The organism is Rahnella victoriana, from assembly GCF_004330295.1.
GTDB lineage: Bacteria > Pseudomonadota > Gammaproteobacteria > Enterobacterales > Enterobacteriaceae > Rahnella > Rahnella victoriana.
On sequence record NZ_SJOJ01000033.1, the window covers coordinates 1 to 23,644 of the forward strand.

Annotated in this window: 31 protein-coding genes; 11 read left to right on the plus strand and 20 right to left on the minus strand. The window is 53.3% G+C overall.

The genetic code is table 11. The features are described from left to right. The 11 genes from fliP to fliF all read right to left on the minus strand — a co-directional run. On the minus strand, positions 1–758 hold a 758-nt coding region (fliP, locus tag EYY67_RS21615), incomplete at its 3' end, for a flagellar type III secretion system pore protein FliP (protein ID WP_242675627.1). Further along, a complete protein-coding gene (gene fliO / locus EYY67_RS21620; RefSeq protein WP_095922243.1) occupies positions 755–1,192 on the minus strand; it encodes a flagellar biosynthetic protein FliO in 438 nt (145 codons plus the stop codon). The genes fliO and fliP, both read right to left, overlap by 4 nt. Beyond that, positions 1,192–1,608, minus strand: coding sequence for a flagellar motor switch protein FliN (fliN, locus tag EYY67_RS21625; protein WP_095922242.1), 417 nt, complete (start codon positions 1,606–1,608; stop codon positions 1,192–1,194). Before fliN ends, fliO begins: the two co-directional genes overlap by 1 nt. After that, a complete protein-coding gene (gene fliM / locus EYY67_RS21630; RefSeq protein ID WP_095922241.1) occupies positions 1,601–2,617 on the minus strand; it encodes a flagellar motor switch protein FliM in 1,017 nt (338 codons plus the stop codon). The genes fliN and fliM overlap by 8 nt, the downstream gene beginning before the upstream one ends. 7 nt (positions 2,618–2,624) lie before the next feature. Beyond that, the gene (gene fliL, locus EYY67_RS21635) at positions 2,625–3,125 is read right to left on the minus strand and encodes a flagellar basal body-associated protein FliL (protein WP_095922240.1); all 501 of its coding nucleotides are present in this window, start codon (positions 3,123–3,125) and stop codon (positions 2,625–2,627) included. Positions 3,126–3,345: 220 nt separating this feature from the next. Next, positions 3,346–4,749 carry a flagellar hook-length control protein FliK gene (locus EYY67_RS21640; protein WP_131694369.1) on the minus strand — a complete coding sequence of 468 codons (1,404 nt, stop codon included), beginning with the start codon at positions 4,747–4,749 and terminating at the stop codon, positions 3,346–3,348. Then, positions 4,746–5,192, minus strand: coding sequence for a flagellar export protein FliJ (gene fliJ, locus EYY67_RS21645; protein ID WP_095922238.1), 447 nt, complete (start codon positions 5,190–5,192; stop codon positions 4,746–4,748). Before fliJ ends, EYY67_RS21640 begins: the two co-directional genes overlap by 4 nt. Positions 5,193–5,210: 18 nt before the next feature. Continuing rightward, complete coding sequence (fliI, locus tag EYY67_RS21650) at positions 5,211–6,575, minus strand: flagellar protein export ATPase FliI (protein ID WP_095922237.1); 1,365 nt, start codon at positions 6,573–6,575, stop codon at positions 5,211–5,213. Further along, positions 6,575–7,336 carry a flagellar assembly protein FliH gene (fliH, locus tag EYY67_RS21655; protein ID WP_119825005.1) on the minus strand — a complete coding sequence of 254 codons (762 nt, stop codon included), beginning with the start codon at positions 7,334–7,336 and terminating at the stop codon, positions 6,575–6,577. The genes fliI and fliH overlap by 1 nt, the downstream gene beginning before the upstream one ends. Beyond that, positions 7,329–8,321 (minus strand): flagellar motor switch protein FliG, encoded by a 993-nt coding sequence (gene fliG / locus EYY67_RS21660; RefSeq protein ID WP_095922235.1) that lies wholly within the window; start codon positions 8,319–8,321, stop codon positions 7,329–7,331. Before fliG ends, fliH begins: the two co-directional genes overlap by 8 nt. After that, positions 8,318–10,036 (minus strand): flagellar basal-body MS-ring/collar protein FliF, encoded by a 1,719-nt coding sequence (fliF, locus tag EYY67_RS21665; protein WP_095922234.1) that lies wholly within the window; start codon positions 10,034–10,036, stop codon positions 8,318–8,320. The genes fliG and fliF overlap by 4 nt, the downstream gene beginning before the upstream one ends. 283 nt (positions 10,037–10,319) lie before the next feature. Here fliF and fliE point away from each other — a divergent pair, with 283 nt between their 5' ends. From fliE to EYY67_RS21680, 3 genes are all read left to right on the plus strand, one after another. Further along, a complete protein-coding gene (gene fliE, locus EYY67_RS21670; protein ID WP_095922233.1) occupies positions 10,320–10,634 on the plus strand; it encodes a flagellar hook-basal body complex protein FliE in 315 nt (104 codons plus the stop codon). A gap of 122 nt (positions 10,635–10,756) precedes the next feature. Next, complete coding sequence (locus EYY67_RS21675; protein WP_095922232.1) at positions 10,757–11,662, plus strand: bestrophin family protein; 906 nt, start codon at positions 10,757–10,759, stop codon at positions 11,660–11,662. 145 nt (positions 11,663–11,807) lie between these two features. Continuing rightward, positions 11,808–12,047, plus strand: a complete 240-nt coding sequence (locus EYY67_RS21680; RefSeq protein WP_095922231.1) for a hypothetical protein — start codon at positions 11,808–11,810, stop codon at positions 12,045–12,047. A gap of 82 nt (positions 12,048–12,129) precedes the next feature. Here EYY67_RS21680 and EYY67_RS21685 read toward each other — a convergent pair whose 3' ends face one another. Continuing rightward, positions 12,130–12,594 carry a GNAT family N-acetyltransferase gene (locus EYY67_RS21685; RefSeq protein WP_095922230.1) on the minus strand — a complete coding sequence of 155 codons (465 nt, stop codon included), beginning with the start codon at positions 12,592–12,594 and terminating at the stop codon, positions 12,130–12,132. A 330-nt stretch (positions 12,595–12,924) separates the two neighbouring features. Here EYY67_RS21685 and EYY67_RS24550 point away from each other — a divergent pair, with 330 nt between their 5' ends. Continuing rightward, positions 12,925–13,098, plus strand: coding sequence for a hypothetical protein (locus EYY67_RS24550; protein ID WP_162928640.1), 174 nt, complete (start codon positions 12,925–12,927; stop codon positions 13,096–13,098). Positions 13,099–13,171: 73 nt separating this feature from the next. On the opposite strand, the gene EYY67_RS21690 is transcribed toward EYY67_RS24550, so the two are convergent. Next, positions 13,172–13,372, minus strand: a complete 201-nt coding sequence (locus EYY67_RS21690) for a DUF7736 domain-containing protein (protein ID WP_095922229.1) — start codon at positions 13,370–13,372, stop codon at positions 13,172–13,174. A 130-nt stretch (positions 13,373–13,502) separates the two neighbouring features. Between EYY67_RS21690 and EYY67_RS21695 the strand changes: the two genes are divergently transcribed. After that, positions 13,503–13,772: a hypothetical protein gene (locus EYY67_RS21695; RefSeq protein WP_095922228.1), complete on the plus strand. Its 270-nt coding sequence runs from the start codon at positions 13,503–13,505 to the stop codon at positions 13,770–13,772. 73 nt (positions 13,773–13,845) lie between these two features. Here the strand turns inward: EYY67_RS21695 and EYY67_RS21700 are convergent, their stop codons facing one another. Beyond that, complete coding sequence (locus tag EYY67_RS21700) at positions 13,846–14,121, minus strand: hypothetical protein (protein ID WP_095922227.1); 276 nt, start codon at positions 14,119–14,121, stop codon at positions 13,846–13,848. 237 nt (positions 14,122–14,358) lie between these two features. Next, positions 14,359–14,814 carry a DUF4186 domain-containing protein gene (locus tag EYY67_RS21705; RefSeq protein WP_095922226.1) on the minus strand — a complete coding sequence of 152 codons (456 nt, stop codon included), beginning with the start codon at positions 14,812–14,814 and terminating at the stop codon, positions 14,359–14,361. Between the two features lie 129 nt (positions 14,815–14,943). Here EYY67_RS21705 and EYY67_RS21710 point away from each other — a divergent pair, with 129 nt between their 5' ends. Beyond that, positions 14,944–15,198, plus strand: a complete 255-nt coding sequence (locus EYY67_RS21710) for a hypothetical protein (protein WP_095922225.1) — start codon at positions 14,944–14,946, stop codon at positions 15,196–15,198. Positions 15,199–15,269: 71 nt separating this feature from the next. After that, positions 15,270–15,428, plus strand: coding sequence for a YqaE/Pmp3 family membrane protein (locus EYY67_RS21715; RefSeq protein WP_015690040.1), 159 nt, complete (start codon positions 15,270–15,272; stop codon positions 15,426–15,428). A gap of 65 nt (positions 15,429–15,493) precedes the next feature. On the opposite strand, the gene EYY67_RS21720 is transcribed toward EYY67_RS21715, so the two are convergent. The 5 genes from EYY67_RS21720 to fliD form a co-directional block, all read right to left on the minus strand. Continuing rightward, positions 15,494–15,670: a GhoT/OrtT family toxin gene (locus EYY67_RS21720; protein WP_095922224.1), complete on the minus strand. Its 177-nt coding sequence runs from the start codon at positions 15,668–15,670 to the stop codon at positions 15,494–15,496. A 119-nt stretch (positions 15,671–15,789) separates the two neighbouring features. Beyond that, positions 15,790–16,470 (minus strand): helix-turn-helix transcriptional regulator, encoded by a 681-nt coding sequence (locus EYY67_RS21725; RefSeq protein ID WP_229921048.1) that lies wholly within the window; start codon positions 16,468–16,470, stop codon positions 15,790–15,792. A gap of 392 nt (positions 16,471–16,862) precedes the next feature. After that, a complete protein-coding gene (gene fliT, locus EYY67_RS21730) occupies positions 16,863–17,225 on the minus strand; it encodes a flagella biosynthesis regulatory protein FliT (protein ID WP_095922223.1) in 363 nt (120 codons plus the stop codon). After that, entirely contained in the window at positions 17,200–17,637 is a 438-nt protein-coding gene (gene fliS / locus EYY67_RS21735) for a flagellar export chaperone FliS (protein WP_131694371.1), read from the minus strand. The genes fliT and fliS overlap by 26 nt, the downstream gene beginning before the upstream one ends. 13 nt (positions 17,638–17,650) lie before the next feature. Beyond that, positions 17,651–19,078 (minus strand): flagellar filament capping protein FliD, encoded by a 1,428-nt coding sequence (gene fliD / locus EYY67_RS21740; RefSeq protein WP_131694372.1) that lies wholly within the window; start codon positions 19,076–19,078, stop codon positions 17,651–17,653. 253 nt (positions 19,079–19,331) lie between these two features. Here fliD and EYY67_RS21745 point away from each other — a divergent pair, with 253 nt between their 5' ends. The 4 genes from EYY67_RS21745 (at position 19,332) to EYY67_RS21760 (ending at position 23,623) form a co-directional block, all read left to right on the plus strand. Beyond that, positions 19,332–20,834 (plus strand): flagellin N-terminal helical domain-containing protein, encoded by a 1,503-nt coding sequence (locus EYY67_RS21745; RefSeq protein ID WP_131694373.1) that lies wholly within the window; start codon positions 19,332–19,334, stop codon positions 20,832–20,834. A gap of 307 nt (positions 20,835–21,141) precedes the next feature. Beyond that, positions 21,142–21,864 carry an RNA polymerase sigma factor FliA gene (locus tag EYY67_RS21750; protein WP_095922219.1) on the plus strand — a complete coding sequence of 241 codons (723 nt, stop codon included), beginning with the start codon at positions 21,142–21,144 and terminating at the stop codon, positions 21,862–21,864. A gap of 54 nt (positions 21,865–21,918) precedes the next feature. After that, positions 21,919–22,425, plus strand: a complete 507-nt coding sequence (gene fliZ, locus EYY67_RS21755) for a flagella biosynthesis regulatory protein FliZ (protein WP_095922218.1) — start codon at positions 21,919–21,921, stop codon at positions 22,423–22,425. 187 nt (positions 22,426–22,612) lie between these two features. Continuing rightward, positions 22,613–23,623, plus strand: coding sequence for a D-cysteine desulfhydrase (locus EYY67_RS21760; RefSeq protein WP_131694374.1), 1,011 nt, complete (start codon positions 22,613–22,615; stop codon positions 23,621–23,623). Positions 23,624–23,644: the final 21 nt, after the last annotated feature.

Here is a 23,644-nt window from a genome sequence, read left to right on the forward strand (position 1 = left end):
TTATTCAGCACGCCGTTGTCTTTGAGAATGCCAATCCAGGCATAGACGCGGATCAGGAACGATGTCCACGACGGCAGTGAGATGGTCGCCGGTGGCACCATCATCATCCCCAGTGCCATCAGGACGCTGGCGACCACCAGGTCGATAATCATGAACGGGATGAATACGGTGAAGCCAATCTGGAACGCGGTTTTCAGCTCGCTGGTGACGTAAGCGGGCAGCAAAATACGCATCGGTACGGCTTCCGGCCCGGCCAGTGGCGGGATGTTGGCCAGCCGCGCATACAGTGCAAGGTCGCTTTCACGGGTCTGACGCAGCATAAACTGGCGTAACGGCTGCGCGCCTTTGTCCATCGCTTCCTGCATGGTGATTTTGTTTTCAGAAAACGGCTGGTAGGCATCGCTGTAAATCTTGTCGAAAACCGGTGCCATCACGAAGAAGGTCAGAAACAGCCCCAGGCCGAGCAGCACCTGGTTTGGCGGCGCGGAAGGCGTTCCCAGCGCGTTTCGCAGCAAACCCAGTACGATAATGATGCGGGTAAAACTGGTACACATCAGCAGCATCGCCGGTAACAGCGTCAGCGTGGTGATAAACACCAGCGTCTGGATCGGCAGTGACCAGTTTTGTGCCCCGTTAGACATCTGCTGGCTGATGATCCCCGGCAGTTGTGCTAACGCCGAAGGGCTGATGAACAGCAGCAGCGGCAGGCAAACGGTAAGGGCGGAGTTGATTACTTTCTTCACGACGGACTGAGTCATGCCTGCTTTCCCGGACGTTTCAACATTTTCTGCATCAGCTGACGGAAATCAGCGGGCGCGTGATTCGGATGGCCTGATTCAGGCGGTTGTTCAGCCGGAGGTGCGCTCAGGGTGTGCAGCGGGGTGATGTTGTGTGCCGTCACGCCCAGCACCAGCCAGGTATTTTCGACTTCCACGATCACCACTTTTTCGCTGCGACCGACCTGAACACTGGCGGACACTTTCAGCAGTTTGTTATGTTTCGATTGCGGTGCGAAACCGGCGCGCTTCACGATCCAGCCGATAAACAGGATCAGCAGCAGAATGCCGCCCAGCACGGTACTGACCTGCGTCAGCACGGAACCGGCAGGCATGGCCTGAGGCGCAGCCTGCGTGGTGGCATGGTTTGCCGGGCCGGAAATGTACGGAGAATCCGTCGCGGCATTCTGGCTCATCAGCGGCTCAGACGACGCATACGTTCGGACGGCGTGATGATGTCAGTGATGCGCACGCCGTATTTATCGGCGACCACCACCACTTCACCCTGAGCAATCAGGTAACCGTTGATCAGGATATCCAGCGGCTCACCGGCCAGACCGTCCAGCGCCACCACGGAACCCTGCGAAAGACGCAGCAGTTCTTTGATGGTCATTTTCGTGCGGCCTAATTCCACGGTCAGTTTCACCGGAATATCGAGGATCATGTCGATATCCTGCAAACTGCCGGTTCCGTCCTGGGCACCCAGCGCGGCGAACACACCGTCGGTGGACGTCTTGGCGCCGCCCGCAGATTGTTGTTCGTTAAACGCATCAGCCCATAAATCGTCAACGTTATCCGATCCGGCGTCAGACGGTTTATTAGTGTCACTCATGGGGCTGTTCCTCATCTAGAGAATTTAAAATTGGGTTGATCAAATGTTCAACGCGCAGGGCGTATTGTTCGTTTAGGGTGCCGTACTGACTGGTCAGTACCGGAACGCCATCGACGTGGGCAATCAGACGATCCGGCTTTTCAATCGGCAGGACATCGCCCGGTTGCAGTTTCAGGATCTGAGACAAACGCAGCGGGATTTCGACGAAATTCGCCACCAGTTCCAGCTCTGACTGCTGAACCTGACTGACCAGGTTTTCGCGCCACTGACTTTCTTCATGACGGGAGTTCTCGACCGGCGGATTGGTCAGTAACTCGCGTAACGGTTCAATCATGCTGAACGGAATACAGATGTTGAAGTCACCGCTCAGCGCACCGATTTCCACGTGGAACGGCGTGGTGACCACGATATCGTTCGGCGAAGAGGTGATGTTGGTGAACTTGATCTGTAATTCCGCACGCACATATTCCACGCTCAGCTTGTAAACGCCGCTCCAGGCATCTTCGTAGGCATCGAGTGCCAGCGTGAGCATGCGTTTAATCACCCGCTGTTCGGTATGGGTAAATTCGCGTCCTTCGACTTTGGTCGGGAAACGGCCATCGCCGCCGAACAGGTTATCCACGGCGATGAAGACCAGGCTCGGTGCGAACACAAACAGCGCCGTACCGCGCAAAGGCTTCAGGTGGATTAGGTTCAGGTTGGTTGGCACCGGCAGGTTACGGGCAAACTCATGGTAAGGCTGGATTTTAATCGGCCCTACGGTGATGTCGGGGCTGCGGCGCAACAGGTTGAACAGCCCCATGCGGAAATGACGGGCAAAACGCTCGTTAATGATTTCAAGCGCCTGCAACCGCTCACGAACAACGCGACGTTGCGTCGTGGGGTCAAAAGGTTTTACACCGTCATCAGACGCGGCGGTCTTTGCAGCAGCGTCAGTGTCGCTTGCACTGTCACTGTCGCCATTGAGCAGCGCGTCGATCTCGGCCTGTGAAAGTATGCTGTCGCCCATAATTTGTTTATCGCAGTATGAAAGCAGTGAAAAGCACGTCGTTGATCACCTGTGGGGGCTGACCTTTGACCAGTGGCGCGTCCAGAACCTGTTTGATGTCCTGCACCAGTTGTTGTTTACCGGCTTCGCTGGCGAGATCCGTCGTTTTCTGACGGGACAGCAGCAACAGCAGACGGCTGCGAACTTCTGGCAGGTATTCTGTCAGCGTAGCCCGGTTTGTTTCATCCGGCAGGCGCAGGGTCAGGCCGATGTACAGCACGCGGTCCGGATCGTTATCCGGCGTTTGCAGGTTAACGGTGAAGGTATCCAGCGCCAGGAAAATCGGCGCGGCAGGCGGTTCATTCTTTTTCACTTCTGCTGTTTGTGTTCCATTTCCGGATTGTTGCTTGTGCAACATCCACCAGGCGTAACCGGCCGCACCACAGGCTCCGATGGCAATGAGTAACAGCAGAATCATCATTAACGGCCGCTTTTTCTTACGCGACGCCGAGAGAGCAGAGTCAGACATGGATGAGGCGATTTCCTGTAAGTATGCGCAGAGTGGCGTGAGGAGCACCCTTCTGCTGAGTCAATTCTGAGAATGATTATCCCGCTTATCCCGTTGTTCAATAGTCAGAATAGGCGGGGTAAATAAGGTCAGCTCTGCCGTTTGAATTAAGGGAGAACTGACCGTCTGCAATTATCTGAAACAATTTAGCCAGCGTTGATGCACATTTGTTCACCCGTGGTCAGGCGAAAATATCCACGCTGTTGTTGCCGCTGACCCGAGAAGCGAGAGAGGCCGGTACCGGCAGGGCGTCACTGGCGGAGACGTTGTTACCGGAATTAAAGGCTGCCCAGCTTGCTGCGCTGCCTTGCTGCGAACCGGACTGTCCGCTTTGCTGCTGCGCCTGTTGCCACTGCGAACTGTCGCTGCCGACGCTGCTCTGACCCAGACTGATGCCGTTATCGGCCAGTGCGGTTTTAAGCTCCGGCATGGCGGCTTCAATCGCGGAACGCACGCCGCTGTGACCGGACACAAAGTGCAGCTGCGCCTGGTTGTTTTCGATTTTCATGCTGATCTGGATGGAACCCAGATCTTCAGGGTGCAGACGCAGCTGAGCGGTCTGTTGTCCCTGACGGTTGAACATTAATACCTGCTGACCGAGCTGTTGCTGCCATTCCGGCGTGCCCAGCTGCGCATTCAGTAACGGCGTTGATGGCGCAGTCACGGCGCTGGTGGTGGTCGGTGTGGTGGACACCGGCGCAGAAGACACGGCGACCGCTGCGGTATTCAGCTGACTGAGTGCCTGTGTGCTGTTATCCAGCGTGCGGCTGTCGGTTTGCTGCAACGCGGCGGCATTCCCCGTCGCGGCACTCATTGATGCCAGCGCACTGCTGAAATCAGGGGTGTCGGTGGCGGCGGCTTTACTGGCGGCGTGCTGCGCGGAATTCGCGGCGGCATTGCCGGAGGCCGCAGCGGCGGCTTTCGGATCGGTATCCGTCACCGCTGCCGTTTTATCATCACCGGTCAGCAACGAGGAGGCCGTCAGTCCGGCCAGCAGTGTGCTTTTCTTATCACTGCCGGTCGCGCCGTCAGAGGTCGTTTGTGTCGCCACGGCAGAGGCAGTCTGGATCTGCTGTGCCGGTTGCTGCTGAGCGGCCAGTTGCGCGAACAACGCCTGGATCGGCAGGGCACTGGTATCGTCAGTTTTGCTGTCTTTGTCTTTATCACTCAGCGCGGTATTTTTTACCGCCGCCGCGTCAGCGCCTTTCAGGCTGCCGTTGGGCAGGATCTGAATGGCGGCGATCATTTTGCTCAGGTCTGAGTCATCGAGCATCAGACTGCCGTCTTTTTCACCGACTTCCACCGCCTGCGTCAGCGTGGCTTTATCCACGGTTTCGCCTTTGGCGGTGATCTGCTGGCCGAGTTTGGCTAATGTGCTGGTCAGTTTCGGATCCAGTTTTGCGCCGAGCTGGGCTTCTAACTGGCTGGCGAAATCTGAGGTCGCGGGAGTGGTGGCCGATGCCGTCGTTGATTCACCGATTGTCGACAGGTCGGTGGCTGACGTGGCAGAAGACGTCGTGCCCGTCGCCGCGCTGGCGGTGGTTTTTGCCGTGGTCACGGCAGCAGGCAAAATGTTCAGATTCATGGTTGTTTCTTCCTGTGTGCGCTGCGCTGGGCGAACTCATCGTTCTGTTTTTGATCAAGCTTGTTTTCCAGAGAACGTTGCTGCTCGCTGGCACGGGTTTGCAGCGTCTGATACGCATTCAGCCGCTGCTGCTTGTCCTGCCACTGGTTGACGGCCGCATTCAGCCGCTGATCCCACTGTTGTAACTGTTTACGGTGCTGGTCAATGGCCACTTCCAGCGTGCCGATAAACTGCTGATAGTTCTGCCAGGTATTGGCTGCAATTCCGTCAGTCATGGTGGAATTGAGTTTTTCCCGGTACTCGCGCTGATAATTGAGCAGCATGGTCAGCTGTTCCTGCGCCTGATGGTGCGACTGCCTGATCTGGCCCAGATGACTGGTGGCCTGATCCAGCGCTTTTTGCGCCAGAGAACAAAGGGTGATCAATGGTGACGAGCTTTCCATTCGACTTTCCTTCAGTTATTAGCCCGGGAGCAACATGTTCAGTTCCAGACAGGCGTCTTCGTAAGTGCTGCGTTCCATGATGTCCTGCTGCAGGAAGTTCTCCATCTGCGGATACAGCTTAATGGCGCGATCCAGCATCGGGTCACTGCCTGCGGCGTAAGCGCCGACGCTCACCAGATCACGGTTGCGCTGGTAGCTGGACAACAGTTGTTTAAATTGACGTACGCGCCCGTACTGCGCGTCGTCGATAAGCGAGGTCATGGCACGGCTGATCGACGCTTCAATATCGATGGCCGGATAATGCCCTGATTCGGCTAACCGGCGGGACAACACCACGTGACCGTCAAGGATGGCGCGGGCGGAGTCAGCAATCGGATCCTGCTGGTCATCGCCTTCGGTCAGCACGGTATAAAACGCGGTGATCGAGCCGCCGCCGCTGATGCCGTTACCCGCGCGTTCAACCAGCGCAGGCAGTTTGGCAAAGACGGAAGGCGGATAGCCTTTGGTGGCCGGTGGCTCACCGATCGCCAGGGCGATTTCACGCTGTGCCATGGCGTAACGGGTCAGGGAATCCATGATCAGCAACACGTGCTGACCGCGATCGCGGAAATCTTCGGCGATACGCGTGGCGTAAGCCGCACCCTGCATACGCAAAAGGGGCGACACGTCAGCCGGTGCCGCGATGACCACGGAACGGGCGCGACCTTCGTCACCTAAAATGTTCTCGATAAAATCTTTCACTTCACGGCCACGTTCGCCAATCAGCCCGACCACGATCACGTCGGCTTTGGTGTAACGCGCCATCATGCCGAGCAGGACGGATTTACCCACGCCGGAACCGGCGAACAGGCCCATACGCTGGCCGCGACCGACGGTGAGCAGGGCGTTAATGGCGCGCACGCCGACATCCAGCACATCGGTGATCGGGGTCCGTTGCAGCGGGTTAAACGGCGGCGTAATAAGCGCGGCGCGGTAACCGGTGTCCGGGGGCGGTAAACCATCGAGCGGTTTGGCGCTGCCGTCGAGCACACGGCCGAGCAACTGCGGGCCGAGCGGCAATTGTTTACCGGCGGTCTGGCCATCGGCGGCGATACGGGCATACACCCGCGCGCCCGGCAAAATCCCTTCCACTTCTTCCAGTGGCATCAGGAACAGGCTCTGGCCGTTGAAACCGACCACTTCACTTTCGACTTCCTGCACTACCGGCCCGTCATGGCGCTCGATGAGACAGGTCGCGCCCAGCGGAAGCTGCAAACCGGTGGCTTCCAGCACCAGACCTGTCGCACGGGTCAGACGGCCGTAACGGCGCACGGACGGCGTGCGCAACATCCGCTTTTCCGCATCATCCAGCGTTTTCAGCAGGCGGCTCAGGCGGGCGGTCATCAGAGATCTCCCGGTGCCGCGAGACGGCACAGCTCATGCCAGCGGGTGGCCAGCGACGCATCCATGTCGCCGTCTTCGGCGCTGACTTTACAACCGCCGCTGTGGATCTGGCTGTCAGCCAGCAGACGCCAGCCGTTCATGCTCAGGCTGGCACCGAGTTGTTGTTCTACACGCTCGAAATCCGCCGGGTTAACGCGCAGTTGCGGTTTGCCTTTGAACATCGGCTCCTGCTGGATCAGCTGTTGGATCTGGTTGAGCAGGGCTGAACCGTCACAAATCGGCGCCTGACCAATAATCTGTTTGGCCGCCGTCAGCGCCATCTGCATCAGACGTGAGGCGATCACGCTGTCCAGCGCGTCCAGCGTTTGCTGGAAATCGGTCACCATGTTCTGCCAGTGTTCTGTCAGTACAGCCTGCTGATGCTGGCCTTCCTGCAAACCCTGTTGCTGACCGGCTTCCAGCCCCTGCTGAAAACCGGCGGCATAACCTTGTTTCTGACCGGCTTCCTGACCCTGCTGGAAACCCTGCTGTTCCGCACGGCGTTGCAGGTTCAGTAATTCATTCTGATCGACCTGAAGTTTGGGCTGCCCGTCGTCCTGCTCTTCCTCACCTTCGGCCAGCAAAGGTTCGTCGGGGGTGGCGAAGACCGGCACCGTCAGATCGCCCGGTCTCCAGGGTTGCCACGGCAGGGCGTTAATACGCTCCGCATGGCGTTCTTCAGCGGTTTTCTTTTCCGGTGCCGGGTGTTCAGAATCAGACATAAGAATCCTCGCCGCCGCCAACCATCATTTCGCCAGACTCTGCCAGACGGCGAACCGTCTGCAGGATTGCTTTTTGTTCGTTCTCGACCAGAGACATACGCATCGGCCCGCGGTTTGCCAGGTCGTCGCGCAGGATATCGGCTGCACGCTGGGACATGTTGCGCAGGAACTTGTCGCGCAGCGGTTGTTCCGCCCCTTTCAATGCCACCAGTAACGATTCGCCTTCGATTTCCTGCAACAGGCGCTGGATACTGCGGTCGTCCACATCCACCAGGTTTTCGAACAGGAACATCTCGTCGATAATTTTTTGGGCCAGTTCGCCGTCGTAACCACGCACCGCTTCGATAACCGCTTCTTCCTGCTGGGTTTTCATCAGGTTGATGATTTCCGCCGCAGTACGAACACCGCCCATCTTCGCGCGCTTGAGGTTCTGACCGTCGAGCAGGTTGTTCAGCACTTCGGTCAGTTCCGCCAGCGCCGCTGGCTGAACACCGCCGAAGGTGGCGATACGCAGCATGACATCGTTGCGCAGACGCTCGTCGAACAGCGCCAGAATATCTGCCGCCTGACCGCGTTTGAGGTGCACCAGGATGGTGGCGATAATCTGCGGATGCTCGTCGCGGATAAGATCGGCCGCCATCTGCGGTTCCATAAAGTTGAGCGTTTCCATCCCGCTGGTGGTTTCGCGAGATTCCAGAATGTCTTCCAGCAGGCTTGACGCACGCTCCTCGCCGAGGGCTTTGGTCAGAACCGCACGCAGATATTCGCTGGTGTTGACGCTCAGTGCGGCGTACTGCTCCGATTCGTCTTCGAACTCGTTCAGCACGTCGGCCAGTTGCTTGTTGGAAATCTGATGGATATTCGCCATCGCGCCACTGATTTGCTGTACCTCGCGCGGGGAGAGGTGCTTGAACACCTCTACTGCGCGGTCTTCACCCAGCGTGATCATCAAAATGGCGCTTTTCTCGGTTCCGGTCATAGTCATGATTGTTCGTTACTCATCCATTGGCGGATAACCAGGGCGACGATACGCGGATCCTTATCGGCCAGCTCCTGAACACGTTGGGTCTGAACTTCAACACTGACGCGCTGTTGTGAACGTTTACGTTTTTCCAGCTCGTCATTGCTGAGTTTGACCGGCTTGCTGCCTTCAGGCTGTGGCATGGACGCAGCGAGGGCGGCAGCGGCGGCGGCATCTTTCTCCGCCTGCTGTTTGCGCAGCATCGGACGAACCATCTTGCGCCACAGCAGCCAGGCCACAATCAGCACCAGTAACCAGCGACCTGCATTGAGTAACTGATCGAAGAACGCCTGTTGTTTCCAGAATGGCAGTTCACCGGAATCTTCAGCCGCGTCGTTGAACGGTGTATTCACCACGTTCAGCGTATCGCCACGTTCCTGTGAGAAGCCCATCGCTTCGCGTACCAGATCATCAATTTTCTTCAACTGCTCATCGGTCAGCGGCTTGGCTTTACCGTCAGTCCCGACCTGATAGTTAACCACCACCGCCGCAGACAGACGCTGTACCGCGCCCGCACTGTGCTGGGTATGGGTGATCGTACGGTCAACTTCATAGTTGGTGGTTTCATCACGGCGGCGGTTGGACGGCACGTTTGAATTCGCGCTGGTGGCGCTGTTCTGTGCGGTGTTACCGGCCTGGTTCTGCGCACCGTTGGCGTTATTCGCATTATTGGCGGCTGGCGGATTGGTCACCGGTGCCGTCGCGGCCGGCGCCGGCTGGTTGCTCAGCGCACCCGGAACACCGCCGACGGCTGAACCGCCAATCTGATCGCTGGTGCTCAGCTGACGGGAACGCACCGCGGCTTTATCCGGCGAACCGTTTGGCTGGTAGTTCTCATCGGTCTGTTCGCGGCTGGCGTAATCAATCTGCGCGGTGATTTGGGCGTGAACGTTCCCGTTACCCACTACCGGTTGCAGAATGGATTCGATACGGCGTTGCAGACGGCCTTCCACTTCGTTGGCGTATTTCAGCTGAGACGCGTTAAGGTCACGGCCATTGTTATCAGACTGGGTCAGCAGATGTCCGCTCTGATCGACCACGGTCACGTTAGCGGGCGGTAAGCCGGATACGCTGCTCGACACCATATAAACGATGGCGTTGATCTGACCGTCATCCAGCGCGCGACCCGGTTGCAGATTCAGGGTCACAGACGCGGAAGGATTTTTCTGTTCGCGGACAAATAAAGAAGGTTTTGGAATGGCTAAATGCACACGGGCGCTGGACACCGGTCCCAGCGTTTCGATGGTGCGGGAAAGTTCGCCTTCCAGCGCGCGCTGATAGTTAATCTGCTCGCTGAACTGGCTGATGCCGAATTTTTCCTGATCCATCAGCTCAAAGCCCACCGCGCCACCTTTCGGCAAACCGGCCGCCGCCAGCTTCAGACGGGTTTCATAGACTTTATCCGCCGGGATCAGTAAAGCACCGCCGTTATCAGAAAACTGATAAGGGATGTTCATCTGGGTAAGCTGCGTGACGATGGCGCCGCCATCCTGGTCACCGAGGTTGCTAAACAACACCTTATAGGTAGGCTGCTTTGCCCACAGCATCATGACAACAACAATAGCCACGGCGGCCGCAGCGGCGATGGCGATAGGAATTTTTGGGTTGGCGCGCAGGCGATTAAGCAACGCAGTAAAACCGCTTCGAGGGCTTTCTGCGCCGGCTATTGCGGAACTCATACAAGATCCCTATTTAGCTGTTGAATGGTGGTGTTCATGTTGTCTCTTAACAAAACAGACTCCCAGGTGGCGCAATCGTTGAAGCGTGACATTTTTCAGTCCTCCATACAGGCAGGCCTATTTTCTAGGTGAGCCATTATTTGCCGCGTAACGCAAAGTTAATGGCCCGATAAGCCATGGTTTTTAGGTTCAATTACCGCGTTTAGGAAAAAACTGATGTGATAGGGTGTCATTCCATGAAAGAAGCCCTTTGTTAACCGACACCCCGAAACACGGAGAAAGCATGTCAATTCAAGGCATTGAGAGCGTTTTACAGCAGATGCAGGCCACAGCCATCCAGGCTGGCGCTGCACCCAAGACCGATACCGCCTCTGAAGCCGGTTTTGCCAGCGAATTAAAAGCGGCATTAGGTAAGATCAGTGAGACGCAAAACAACGCAAAACTGGAATCTGAAAAACTGGAGATGGGCGTTCCCGGCGTCAGCCTGAACGATGTGATGGTCGATCTGCAAAAATCCTCAATTTCACTGCAACTCGGTGTGCAGGTCCGCAACAAGCTGGTGACGGCGTATCAGGATGTGATGAACATGTCCGTGTAACGAAGAACGACGGATTTCAAAATAAATGTTACCGGTGTCACAAAATTGTCCTTTGCATGTGCAGGTTTATTTGCCAGAATCGCAAAAAAAATCGCTTCACCTGCATAAAGCACCTGCACAAAATGATAATCCGTCCTCCACGTCACTGGTTCTTGCGTTTGTTCGCCTGGCATGGCTCTGTGCTGCCCAGCATTCTGTTCCGTCTCAGCCTCAATTTACTGATGTCACTTGCCGCCATTCTCAGCCTTCCCTGGTATGAGACGCTGGGCGTTAAGCTGACGCTCGCGCCTTTCAGCCTGCTCGGTGTGTCTATCGCGATCTTCCTTGGCTTTCGTAACAGTGTGGCCTATTCGCGCTACACCGAAGCGCGGCAGTTGTGGGGCGGGTTGCTGATTGCCTGCCGTACCTTGCAAAGTCAGGTGATGGCCGTGTGTCCGGGCGAAGCGCAGCGGGTGACGACCTTACTGCTGGCGTTTTGTTACAGCCTTAAACATCAGTTGCGGCACAGCGATCCGCGTCCGGATCTGGAGCGTCTGCTGGGCGAAGATGCGGAAGATATTCTTTCGCGCCGCGCACCGACCAACATGGTGCAGTTGCGGCTGTCACAATGGCTGGCGGAAAAACGCCGGACGGGGGAGTTGTCGGATATCGTTTATACCCATATGGACACGACGTTATTGCAGCTTTCGCAGGTGGTGGGCGGTTGCGAGCGAATTGTCAGTATGCCGATCCCGTTTGCCTACGGGCTGTTGCTGCACCGCACGGTATACCTGTTTTGCAGCCTGCTGCCGTTTGCGCTGGTGGTGGATTTGCATTACATGACATTGCTGGTGTCCGGCTTTATTTCCTATAGTTTTCTGTCACTTGATACGCTGGCGGAAGAACTGGAAATGCCGTTCGGTTATGCCAATAACCATTTGCCCATGGATGCCATGTGCACCAATATCGAAATCAATCTGCGCGAGATGAACAACCAGACACACCTGCCGGATACGCCGATGCCGGATCCGTATTTCCGTCTGACGTAAGTGTGATCCTCTGCACGGTTTGAGGAATTTTTGCGCGCACTGATGGCAATATTCCTAAGCTTCACGAGACTGTCATAATATCGAAACAAAAGTGAAATAACCTGTTCGGGCAAAGACAACTTCCGTCCGTTATCACGAGGTATGTATGTCAGTCATTCAGGCCAAATCCTTGCACGAAGCCGAAGACCTGCTGAATTCCGGTATGGTAAAAAAAGTAGAACTGGCTTTTAGTATTAACAGTGATGAGTTTTTTAAGCTTGCGCTGGAGTGTGGTGACCGGGGTGCGAAAATCACCAAGGGGAAAGAGTTCTTTATGATCACACTGAAAAAATGGGTTATTCCGTCGAATGACCTCTCTGCTACAAAAAGTAACGTACTGATGTAACGGCTTTTTGCATCTCCATAACCCTGTCACAGGGCAGCGTTATGGAGATATCCGCCTCACGCCTCCGGGCGCTTTTCTCCGGTTATTTCACCGATTTCATCATATAGACACTCAGGGGATCCGGCGACTGCTGGTAATCACCGAACGCCTGCGTGCGGGAATAGCCCAGCTTTTCGTACAGCGTGATGGCTTTTTCCTGAAAAACGCCGGTTTCCAGAAACAGCTCGTTGTGTCCTAAGGCTTTCAGTTTCTTTTCCATTGCCTCGATCAGCAGGGATGCGATACCTTGCCCGCGAAACACCGGGTTCACGTAAACCCGTTTCATTTCAGCTATTCCCTGCCGGGTAATATACAGACAGGCGCAACCGGCCCAGTCGTCATCCACCCTTGCCATAAAACAGGTGATCTCCCCTTCATCCAGTTCAGTGATATTAATCCCCTGAAACGATTCCGGCGGATAAAGAGGGTATTGATAAGCATCCAGCTCTGCAATAAGTCGGGTTAAATGCGGGTGGGTGGCATCGGTTTCAAAAATCTGGGCACTCACAGCGTGGGCTCTCAATGCAACAAAATGGACATGTATTCTTAACCGAAATTGGGCCGAAAACAAGGCATTGCGGCGTGACGGAAGCCCCGGAAAGCCTTGCAGAGGTAAGAAGAGTGTAAAAATTAATTATGTTCGCCGAACGTCTGTCAGAGTTGTCTGAATTTTACCTTGTTGCAGCAATTTATACGTTATCCCTCTTTCTTTTCTTTAACATTCATTCAAAGTGGTGAAGGATACAATGAAGTCACTTACCGTGATTAATGAAAAAGTTAGGATCGTGAATGAGGTAAAGGAAGTTAATTATAAGATCATGATTGAAAGGATAAAATTATGGCAGTCTATCCTGTTGGCGTTTTTGTCACGCTTACTTTTACACCAGGTTTGTTCGAAGTTATCGCTGTACTGGATGAGGTTAAACCAGTGCAATATCAGGTCATTAATGTGGAAACGGGAAATGTGATCAGGGTGAACGAGCATTTTATCCGTGGCATTGTGAAACCCTGATGCTCTGCGTATCAATGTAAATGGCTTGCGCATCGGGCCGGGTAAACACGGGGTGTTTGCCCGGCCTTCTTGTTTAGTCCGGCATCAGGCTGTTGAAGTCTTCTTCATACAAATCGCGACACGCTTGCATAAATTCCGGGTACCCCAGCTCTGAGGTCTGGACTTCACGGCCCAGCCGCTTTTCTAAATCCTCGTGAAACCACTCAAATTCACCATGCAGAATGCCGGTAAATCCGGTCAGGATGATGCACTGTTGTGGCGTTAATTTTTTCACGGCGGGTCCTCGTTAATCTGTTTTTGAAAAATAATGCGCAAAGAGAGAAGTGCTTCACGCCGGTATGCGGCAGGACGCGACAACTTATTCTATCCTCTAATGAATCTCACTGGAAAACAAGGAGTCACATATGGATCAGGATCTGTTCGAACAGGCACCTCTGCCGTTGCTCACCCGCTTTCAGGTCGGCGACCGTGTCAAATTGCTGACGTTTCCGGTGGGTGTGCATCCGGCCAGTTACCAGCTTGATGTGGCCATCACCCGGATCCAGGACGGCGAGTTTGAAGGGGAAATCGTGCGCATCGCGCCGCTGGGAAGACTGGGCCATCACGAGGCGCATTTCACGATAGGGGGAACGGTGGCGTTCTTCGCCCGCAATATTCAGGGCATGGCCGCCTGAACCATTTGCCGGTGACAGAAAGCAAAAACCCCGCAACAAGGGCGGGGTTAAATGGCTTTGAAACACCATCTGGTTACATCAGGGGTTTAACATGTTTCGTCAGCGCCTGGGTGGTCAGTTCGTCGGCTTTTATTTTGGAACAATTTCCACAATAGCCCACGAGATACCAGTTACCGTCTGCGCCTTTTTCCGGATTCACTTTGTAACGTTCGTTACGCTTACCATAAAACTCGCGTTCTGCGTTCTGTGCTGCCTCTTCCCAAAAGCACAACGAAAACTGATGTTGCTGATCAACATGCCGTTGTCCGTTGCGACTTCCACCTACCAGTAAATAATGATACTCAGACATGCATCCTCCTTTTCCCAATACGGGCAATGTTCCTGACAACAAGTGTAAAACTCGTTTCACCTGGAAAGCACATTCGAAAGACTGCAAAAGAAAGACAACAAAGGCCGGGCTGAATGATGCCCATGGCAAAATTCTTATTTCTCTAAAATTATAGAGTACGATCGGTTCTGGGTATGTATATTCGGAAAATTTGTGATAACTGTCACTCTTTATTTTTTGGCGACTGTGATGTGCGTCTTATAACAGATTGAGCTGTTGTGCGTCATCCGGTTCTGTACCGGTTTTTTTCTTAGGTTTTCGCACTTTAGCCGCCGGTGCCGGGCGTTGCATTTCCTGATGCAGCCAGTGCAAAATCACTTCTGCCACGTAGTCCTGCTGCACCTGTGTCATGGCGGTGTGCGCCGCAATCTTGTGCCATTTTTCCAGACAGCCACGGCAACAGGTGGCGGTCGCGTGCTGGGCGATAAACACCGGATGGCCGCGCATCGGCGTCTGTTTGCCGTCATTTGCTGGTTCAGCCGGGGCGAGGCGGGCGGCAATAAAATCAGCGGCATGCTGAGTCACCGCATCCGGCCCTTTATCCTGACAATAGGCATATTCTTTTGCGCCGAGATGAAAACGCTGGCGAAAGGGTGACGCGGCCAGACGCTGAAAAACGGTATCGATAGAATTTGGGGCAGGGCTGGAAGGCATAGTGGTCGTGTCCGTTCACATTCTAGACGCAGAAATAGCGGCTTTACTCTCGTCAATTGTCGGCTTTAACGCCCGTCAGCCCGTGCTAGTCTGGCTTTACTGACGCTCTTACCCCAACAGGGATCCGCAATGGCAGAAAAACATGTTATAGATTTGGTTATGTCGGTCAACAAGCACGCCGAAGAAACTGCCATGCAACAGATGATGCTGCGCAATTTTATCATCGTGATGTGCCGCAGTATGACGGAAGAACAGAAGAATCAGGTGAGATGGCAGATGCGGCAGATCCACCAGCTGACGGACGCCGAATACCGCAGCGGCGATATTGAAATACTGGAAAAAGCCCGGCGTGACGTTGAGGTGATGCTGGAACTGATCAATTAAGGTTCATCTGATGTCCGCCGTCGTTGCGCCGTACTATCATTAACACAATGATAACCAAAGGGAGAATGACGATGGGATTCTGGAGAGTATTGATTACCATTCTGGTACCACCATTAGGCGTACTGATCGGCAACGGTTTCGGTGGCGCATTTTTACTGAATATTATTCTGACACTTTGTGGGTATCTGCCTGGCCTGATCCACGGCTTCTGGGTGCAGACGCGCAAATAAGCACAGCCCGAACGCAAAACCCGGTGATAGCCGGGTTTTTTTATGCCCGGAAAGGGCGGTGTTGTTCAGAAAAGCGAGAAGAGCAGAACCACGGGCAGGCTCATCGGCCAGGTAAATCCGATAATGCCGGAGGTTAACAGTCTTATTTTAATCGTATCGCGGCTCACTAACAGGGTAACCAGCGCCGCGATGCCCAGCCCACCCCAATAAATCGTCTTAATTACTTCCCACCAAACGTGCACAACCAACCCCTGACCATCAGATTATTCTTTGGCGCGTATGATATTCCGTTAACATCTGGTAATCAATTATTGTGTGATGTTACTCAAAGTTTTGTATTGTGGCATTTCGGCGGGAATTGTTATATCTCATCGCTTGTGCTGGGTGCCGGCGCAGAAAGCGGGCGCAAATGCCCGCGGATGGCGGTCGGGGCGAATCCAAAACGTTTCCGGAAACGCTCGGCAAAACGTGAGCCACTTTCATAACCCACCTGATGCGCGATATGTGAAATCGCCAGATCGGTGCATTGCAACAACCGCAGGGCATGGGTCATCCGCACGTCAATCATCAGGTTTCGCAGTACACAATCTTCGGACGCCAGCCGTCTGCGCAGCATCACTTCATTCATCATCAGCTGTTCGGCGACTTCTGCGGCGGTAAAAGATTTATGCAAATTATTGATTAATAATTCACGCACGCGCTGGGTGACGCTCTCGCTGTGCTGCAGGGAATAGCGCACGCCAAGCTGGGATAACCAGAGTAATTGTTCAAGCATGCGATGGCGGGTAATGGGCGCGGGCAGGCCGTGATGCCAGAGGATGGCGCTGTGGGTATCGGTAAAACTTTGCTTAAATGCGCCGGGAATATGCGGGATGACCTGAAAGTTATCAACGGTGATCAGCGGCGGGCTAAAGCCGGTGGCATGCAGCCCGGCGTCGCTCAGCAACTGGTGATCCCAGGCCATGATGGCGCAACTGAAAGGGCCGTTTTCAGACAAATGGTGCGTCAGGCTCAGCGTTTGTCCGCTATTAAGCACGAGCATTTCGCCAGCCTGCAGGGTGACCTGCTGTTCCTGGAAAGTAATTGAAAGGCTTCCATTCTGGACGAGAACCAATTGTGGCTTATCGATATAAACATCATGAATAAAAAGTTCACTATGCTGAATAAGCAGTGAAATGGTTCCTATCCCTGGCGTCACTTTTATTTTACGAACCATGTTGATGATGCCCGAAAAAGACGACTGCAACGTGTTGTTTGCTGCCTGATATAAAATTTCCCGCTTATGCTATTACAAACAGGTTGCCTGATAATACGCGTAAGTCACGGAAGAAGACAGAGAGAACCAGCCCTGGTAGCCAGATGCTCTCTGCCCCTGAAACCTTATATATGCACAAGAAATATTGAAAAAAAGTCTAACAAACAGAGTTTTAATAATTATTGGCGATCACCAAAGGCAATCGAACGGAGGTCAATTTTTCCGTAAGTCGTATTCACTTGTTGTTGTCGGGACGACTGACCAATCAGCTCGGTGAGTTTATTCATCCGCGTCTGTAATAACGTTTTAATGGTGTTCTCATTCTCCAGAATAATACGCAAATAGCGGCGGACATCATTCTGAATCATTATCGATGTCTGTTCTGACATCGGTAAACGGGTGGTAGCTTCTACTGCTTTCACGTAACTGACTTCGAGCTCAACCAGCTCATCCCATTTTTCTTCTTTCGCCAGCCGCAACATCTGCTCGCTTAAAGACAGGATCAGTTGATATTCATTAACCAGAAACTGATGTTGATCCATTATTTTGGTCCTGCGACGGGTGGTAGTTTGGGCCGATTTGCCGCCAGGCATCGGCGATGTTTTCAAGCAAGGCCAGCACCTCAGTGATGGCCTCTTGATCGTTGTGTAAATTGGCATGCAATAAACGACGGACCATATAGGCGTAGAGCGCCTCGAGGTTATCCACTAATTCAGGATCGCCTTTCTCACGGCTCAGGCCCGCTTTTAATCCGCTGTCGATAATGTTGATCGCCATAGACAGGGATTTGCCTTTCTCAGCAATACTGCCCTGTTGGATAAAAATACGTGCGCGGATCAGGGCGCTGCGCGCCCCGTCAAATAACATGGTCACCAGCTGATACGGAGAGGCGCTCATCACGCCACTCTCCAGGCCTACCTGTGCGTAGGCGTCGGTTCCTTTAGGGTTATACATGGGCTTGCTATCCTTACGAACTAGAACTTGAAGTTGTCATTGCATCGAACTGCTGCGTCAGATAATCCGCGGTGCTGTTGAGCTTTTGTATAGCCACATCAAGTGCTGTGAACTGCGTTTTATAACGGGCAATAGTGGTGTTAATACTGTCGTTGACCTTGTTGTATTGCTCGGTCAGGCTTTTCAGTGTGGTATTAACGGCTGTTTTTGCTGTCGCAATGGTGCCGCTATCGGTATCGAGGAAAGTGACGTTGAGATTATTAATTCCTGTGATAACCCCGGTTGTTTTACCATCACCCAACAGCATGGTTTTAACATCGCTGGTGCTATTACTCAGCGCTGTATCGAGTTTATCGCTGTCGACTTCAAGATTACCCGTATCAGGATCCGTTGTGATCCCAATGCTTGCGAGTGAGCTAATTCCATTGGAATTAAATGCTGAGGTTACAGCAGTCTTAAGCTTTGACTGAATCGTGCGTAAGGCACTGTCACCTAACAGAGCGCCATTACTGGTGTCTTGTGTGTCGGTGTTACTGTCTACCGCGGTATATTTGGTAAGATTTGTGAAGGTGGTTTGCAATGCATTATACGCGGTCACAAATGCCTGGATCTTGGTGCTGGCATCGCTGGTGTCTTTCTTCACAGTCAGCGTCGCGGCGCTGTCAGTGGTTGCCAGCAGATTTAGCGTCACCCCTTCTGGAGCATCGGTCACTTCATTGCTCTGACGTTCAAGAGCAATGCCATTTACGCTGAGTTCAGCATTTTTCGCCTCAGCGTTCTGCGTCATGCCGCCTGTGTTGGTTGCAGAATCATAACCAATGAACGCGTTCAGCGTGTCATCGCCGGTGACGCTCAGGGTCATTTGCGAATCTGTTCCGGTATCGTCAGCAGACACGATCAGCTGATAGCTGCCGTCGGACACTTTTAAAATGCTGGCGGTTACACCGGCGTCTGCGCCATTAATAGCATCGCGCATCCCGGCTAATGACGTCTGGGCATCGGTCAGAGAAATCGTGACCGGCTTGCCATCGCCCTGAGTGATGGAAAGGGTGCGAGTCCCTGACGTCGATGTTTCGCCCAGCGCGCTACTGCTATCAGTCGCTGTTCCGGAAACCAAAACTTGCGCCTGCGCCAGTTGCGTAACGTTTACCGTATATTTGCCTGATGCCGCGCCAGCCGCCGTCGTTGCAGTAAATGCGGACGTGTTGCTGGAGGTTGCTGTTGTTGATGCGTAAACATCTGCGCTATTTAGGGCGGAAGTGGCGTCAGCAAATGTCTGCAGTGAACTTTGCAAAGTTCCATAAGCAGTCAGCTTCGCGCTGTAGCTGGTTTGCGCTGTAGTGATCGGGGTTAAACGCGCTTTTTCTGCGGTGGTCAGGTTATCCAGCAAGGTGGATAAATCTAAGCCTGAGCCGATACCTAATGAAGAGACAGTGGCCATATGTATCCTTTACAAGTTGTATAAGAGTCTTTAAGCCCTATCGGCACGACGGAGAAAAAGTTTAATAGATCGCAACAAAAAGTAATGGGCTGAATAGGCGGTATAAGGAAGGGTAATTCTCAAAGTAAGAAATCGATCTTTTTTGAGAAATAATTCTAAAGGTTGCGGGTGTAGCGCCGATACAAGTTTGGACGGTGATGAACGCCGTGGGCAATAAGCCCGAACCCTTAACCAGATTTGAAGGAATACACTCATGGCTCAAGTTATCAATACCAACACGCTGTCTCTGATGACTCAGAACAACCTGAACAAATCCCAGTCCGCACTGAGCACCGCTATCGAGCGTCTGTCCTCCGGTCTGCGTATCAACAGCGCAAAAGATGACGCTGCTGGTCAGGCGATTGCTAACCGCTTCACTTCAAACATCAATGGTCTGACTCAGGCTTCACGTAACGCCAACGACGGTATCTCCGTTGCGCAGACCACTGAAGGTTCACTGAGCGAAATCAACAACAACTTACAGCGTGTTCGTGAGCTGTCTGTTCAGGCTGCTAACGGCACCAACTCTGATTCCGACCTGAAATCAATCCAGGACGAAATCACCTCCCGTCTGTCTGAAATCGACCGTGTATCGGGTCAGACTCAGTTCAACGGCGTGAAAGTACTGGCTTCCAACCAGACTATGTCTATCCAGGTTGGCGCAAACGACGGCCAGACTATCGATATCGACCTGCAGAAAATTGACTCATCAACTTTAGGCCTGAGCGGCTTCAGCGTCCAAAGTCCAACCACTTTGACTACCGGTACAGCTATTACTACATTGGGTACCGCTGGCTCTACAGTGGCAATTAATGATGCTGCAATTGCCACGAGTGTTGCTGCTTTTGCAACCACTGGCACCAATTCTTACACCTTGTCTAAAGACGACGCTGGGAATGTTTTTGCCACAGTAACGGGTACTACCTCAGATGATGGTGTTTATTCAGTAGCCCTAGCCGCAAACGCCACGGCAGGTACAGCTCGTGTTGCAACACTTGGAACAATTGGTGCGACTCCAGGTGCAGGTAATACAACGATTACCGCTGCTACTGCAGCAGTTGAAGACAGCACAGCTCCTGCTACTGGTGCTACCGTTTCTATCGGTACAGACACTAACACCGCTTCTATTACCGGGGCGGCACTTTACAAACTTCAGGACGCAGACGGTAAAGATACCGGCGTTTATGCTCTGAAAGGTACCGATGGTAAGTTGTATGCAGCAAATGTAGACGCAACTACTGGTGACGTATCTGTTAAAACCGCAACTTATAAAGATTCTACTGGCACTTCTCAGACTGCTAAAGTTGAATTAGGTGGTTTAGACGGTAAAACTGAAGTTGTTACTGTTGGTACTGGTTCGGATGCAAAAGTGTATAAAAGCGCAGATTTGTCAGGTGCTGATTTGTCTAAAGACACTCTGACAGCTGTTCCAACGGCAAAGACTACTGATCCGCTGGAAGCTATCGACGCAGCAATCAGCAAGGTTGATGATTTCCGTTCTTCACTGGGTGCGATTCAGAACCGTTTCGATTCTGCTATCACTAACCTGGCGAACACCACCACCAACCTGCAGTCTGCACAGAGCCGTATTCAGGATGCTGACTACGCAACTGAAGTTTCTGCCATGTCTAAAGCACAGATCCTGCAGCAGGCGGGTACTTCTGTACTCTCCAAAGCAAACCAGGTTCCTCAGTCTGTTCTGTCCCTGCTGCAATAATTGTCTTTGCCGACAATATAAGCAATCAGGTTACATACAGCTCAAACCCCGCTCCGGCGGGGTTTTTTTTAACCAAAATTTACCTTTCTCTGCAATTAATGAAACGCATTCGCTGGTATAATTTAGGATAATCTTTATGTTGTGATGGTTTTTTGTGCAATCGTTTTCGCGTTGTCCGCAGGTGTCCCGGAACAGAATGTGCGAGACATAATCAAAATAACCGCGCTTTTCTGGCCTTATTCAGCCGATTGAACAGGGCTTAACGCTGGCAAAATGATACTGACCCTCAATTTGCCAGGTTACGACAGTGAGCGATCTGTATACCGCCGACGGCGTGATAGACAAAAATTCTTTGTGGCAGCGCTATGTTCCGCTCGTGCGCCATGAAGCCCTGCGTTTGCAGGTGCGGCTTCCCGCCAGCGTAGAGCTTGATGATCTACTGCAAGCGGGCGGGATCGGCCTGTTAAATGCGGTTGAGCGTTTTGATGCGATGCAGGGGACGGCGTTTACGACCTATGCCGTTCAGCGCATTCGTGGCGCAATGCTCGATGAGTTGCGTAGCCGCGACTGGGTGCCGCGCAGCGTCAGACGCAATGCGCGTGAAGTGTCCCAGGCGATGCATAACGCAGAACAGAAATTAGGGCGACCGCCGAGTGAAGGAGAGGTGGCGCAGGCGCTGGATATTCCCATCGAGGAATACCGGCAGATATTAATGGATACGAACAGCAGCCAGTTGTTTTCTTATGACGAATGGCGCGAAGAGCACGGCGATACTGCCGAGGCATTGATGGAAGGGCACGAAGAGGCCAACCCGTTACATCATCTGTTGGAGGGCAATCTGCGCCACCGGGTGATGGAAGCTATCGATGCGTTACCAGAACGGGAAAAGATGGTACTTACGCTTTACTACCAGGAAGAGTTGAATTTAAAAGAGATCGGGGCGGTGCTGGATGTCGGGGAATCCCGGGTAAGCCAGCTCCACAGTCAGGCGATTAAGCGTTTGCGAACACGCCTGGCAAACGACCACTGATCCGCTTTTTCCTGGCCGGTTATACATTTTATATCCCTTATCAGGAATAAATTTATGCCAGCGGGAATCAAAACAAGGCCTTTAAGCCGTTATCTTAAAGATTTTAAACACAGTCAGACTCATTGCTCACAGTGTGCGAAAGAACTCGACAGGATGGCACTGGTGTTTCGCGGGCAAATCATCAATAAAGAGGCCATCGCCAAGATGGATCAGCCTATTGATGATGACGTGTGGCACAACCTGTCGCAGGAACTGACCGCACTGTGTCGTTTTTGCAGTGAGATAAGCTGTAACAGCCATTCGTCATATTTTGACATCATGGCGTTTAAGCAATACCTGTTTGAGCAGACGGAAATGAATCACAGCACGGTGCGCGAGTACGTTGTCCGCCTCCGCCGTCTGGATGAAATTCTCTCTGCCAATAACTATCCTCTGGATAAGCTTTCCGGGGACAGTATCCACCAGCGGATCATCAGTGATTTGCCGGTGGCGGGCCACGACAACTACCGTATTGCCTTGCGCAAATACGATCAGTATCTGGCCTGGCAGAAATCCGCGTAAGCGGCGCTCTTACAGACTGACACACAAAACGCAAACAGGCTCCTCCGGGGGCCTGTTTTTTGTCTTGAATCTCTCCGCAGTTTCTATAAATTCTTTATATACTTACTTAATAACCCGTCTCTGAAATTATACCTACTTTAACGATAACGACTTCGTACGGCCCTGTGCTGTGCGTCAGGGGAACATTGTGCCTGCTAAAATTTCTTTGCTTAAAACCCGGCTGGAAGCCTTTGATCGTCTCGATTTATTAGGCAGCGCCACGCCATTAGAAAAACTGCACCGTCTTTCGGAAACCGTCGGACGGGATATCTACATCAAACGCGATGACATCACGCCGCTGGCGATGGGCGGCAATAAGCTGCGCAAACTGGAATATCTCGCCGCTGCCGCGCTGGCAGAAGGGGCCGATACGCTGGTGACGGCGGGCGCTATCCAGTCAAACCATGTTCGCCAGACCGCTGCCGTGGCGGCCAAACTGGGCCTGAAATGTGTGGCGCTGCTGGAAAACCCGATCGGCACCACCGAGGCTAATTACCTGACCAACGGTAACCGCCTGCTGCTGGATTTATTTAATGTGGAAGTGGTGATGTGCGATGCCCTTCATGATCCGATGGCGCAGCTGGCAGAGCAGGCCGAACGTCTGGAAGCACAGGGTTTCCGTCCGTACGTGGTGCCGGTGGGCGGCTCCAATGCCCTGGGCGCACTGGGTTACGTGCAGTGCGCGCTGGAAATTGCCGAGCAATCTTCCGCCAGTTTTGTCGATTTCAGCGCCGTGGTGGTGGCATCGGGCAGTGCCGGTACTCACGCCGGTCTTGCGGTCGCCTTACGTCACTTAATGCCGGACACGCAACTGATCGGCGTGACAGTGTCACGCAGCGCAGGCGATCAGCGTCCGAAAGTGGAGGCCATTGCGAAAGAAGTGGCCAGCGCACTCCAGCTCGATGAGAAAGTGCCGCCGGTGATTTTATGGGATGACTATTTTGCGCCGCGCTACGGTGAACCGAATGACGCGGGCATGGCGGCGGTGAAACTGCTGGCGGAACAGGAAGCGATGTTGCTGGATCCGGTGTACACCGGCAAGGCGATGGCGGGGTTGCTGGATGGCATCGAACGCGGATTATTCCCGGATGAAGGCCCGATCCTGTTCATTCATACCGGCGGTGCCCCGGCACTGTTTGCGTATCATCCGCACGTTTAATGGCTCACACTATGCTTATGC

Excerpts from the sequence above, each read along its gene's own strand:
- fliO (WP_095922243.1), bottom strand. The coding sequence starts at position 1,192 with ATGAGCCAGAATGCCGCGACGGATTCTCCGTACATTTCCGGCCCGGCA.
- fliN (WP_095922242.1), bottom strand. The coding sequence starts at position 1,608 with ATGAGTGACACTAATAAACCGTCTGACGCCGGATCGGATAACGTTGAC.
- fliM (WP_095922241.1), bottom strand. The coding sequence starts at position 2,617 with ATGGGCGACAGCATACTTTCACAGGCCGAGATCGACGCGCTGCTCAAT.
- fliL (WP_095922240.1), bottom strand. The coding sequence starts at position 3,125 with ATGTCTGACTCTGCTCTCTCGGCGTCGCGTAAGAAAAAGCGGCCGTTA.
- EYY67_RS21640 (WP_131694369.1), bottom strand. The coding sequence starts at position 4,749 with ATGAATCTGAACATTTTGCCTGCTGCCGTGACCACGGCAAAAACCACC.
- fliJ (WP_095922238.1), bottom strand. The coding sequence starts at position 5,192 with ATGGAAAGCTCGTCACCATTGATCACCCTTTGTTCTCTGGCGCAAAAA.
- fliI (WP_095922237.1), bottom strand. The coding sequence starts at position 6,575 with ATGACCGCCCGCCTGAGCCGCCTGCTGAAAACGCTGGATGATGCGGAA.
- fliH (WP_119825005.1), bottom strand. The coding sequence starts at position 7,336 with ATGTCTGATTCTGAACACCCGGCACCGGAAAAGAAAACCGCTGAAGAA.
- fliG (WP_095922235.1), bottom strand. The coding sequence starts at position 8,321 with ATGACTATGACCGGAACCGAGAAAAGCGCCATTTTGATGATCACGCTG.
- fliF (WP_095922234.1), bottom strand. The coding sequence starts at position 10,036 with ATGAGTTCCGCAATAGCCGGCGCAGAAAGCCCTCGAAGCGGTTTTACT.
- fliE (WP_095922233.1), top strand. The coding sequence starts at position 10,320 with ATGTCAATTCAAGGCATTGAGAGCGTTTTACAGCAGATGCAGGCCACA.
- EYY67_RS21675 (WP_095922232.1), top strand. The coding sequence starts at position 10,757 with ATGATAATCCGTCCTCCACGTCACTGGTTCTTGCGTTTGTTCGCCTGG.
- EYY67_RS21680 (WP_095922231.1), top strand. The coding sequence starts at position 11,808 with ATGTCAGTCATTCAGGCCAAATCCTTGCACGAAGCCGAAGACCTGCTG.
- EYY67_RS24550 (WP_162928640.1), top strand. The coding sequence starts at position 12,925 with ATGGCAGTCTATCCTGTTGGCGTTTTTGTCACGCTTACTTTTACACCA.
- EYY67_RS21695 (WP_095922228.1), top strand. The coding sequence starts at position 13,503 with ATGGATCAGGATCTGTTCGAACAGGCACCTCTGCCGTTGCTCACCCGC.
- EYY67_RS21700 (WP_095922227.1), bottom strand. The coding sequence starts at position 14,121 with ATGTCTGAGTATCATTATTTACTGGTAGGTGGAAGTCGCAACGGACAA.
- EYY67_RS21705 (WP_095922226.1), bottom strand. The coding sequence starts at position 14,814 with ATGCCTTCCAGCCCTGCCCCAAATTCTATCGATACCGTTTTTCAGCGT.
- EYY67_RS21710 (WP_095922225.1), top strand. The coding sequence starts at position 14,944 with ATGGCAGAAAAACATGTTATAGATTTGGTTATGTCGGTCAACAAGCAC.
- EYY67_RS21715 (WP_015690040.1), top strand. The coding sequence starts at position 15,270 with ATGGGATTCTGGAGAGTATTGATTACCATTCTGGTACCACCATTAGGC.
- EYY67_RS21725 (WP_229921048.1), bottom strand. The coding sequence starts at position 16,470 with ATGCTCGTGCTTAATAGCGGACAAACGCTGAGCCTGACGCACCATTTG.
- fliT (WP_095922223.1), bottom strand. The coding sequence starts at position 17,225 with ATGGATCAACATCAGTTTCTGGTTAATGAATATCAACTGATCCTGTCT.
- fliS (WP_131694371.1), bottom strand. The coding sequence starts at position 17,637 with ATGTATAACCCTAAAGGAACCGACGCCTACGCACAGGTAGGCCTGGAG.
- fliD (WP_131694372.1), bottom strand. The coding sequence starts at position 19,078 with ATGGCCACTGTCTCTTCATTAGGTATCGGCTCAGGCTTAGATTTATCC.
- EYY67_RS21745 (WP_131694373.1), top strand. The coding sequence starts at position 19,332 with ATGGCTCAAGTTATCAATACCAACACGCTGTCTCTGATGACTCAGAAC.
- fliZ (WP_095922218.1), top strand. The coding sequence starts at position 21,919 with ATGCCAGCGGGAATCAAAACAAGGCCTTTAAGCCGTTATCTTAAAGAT.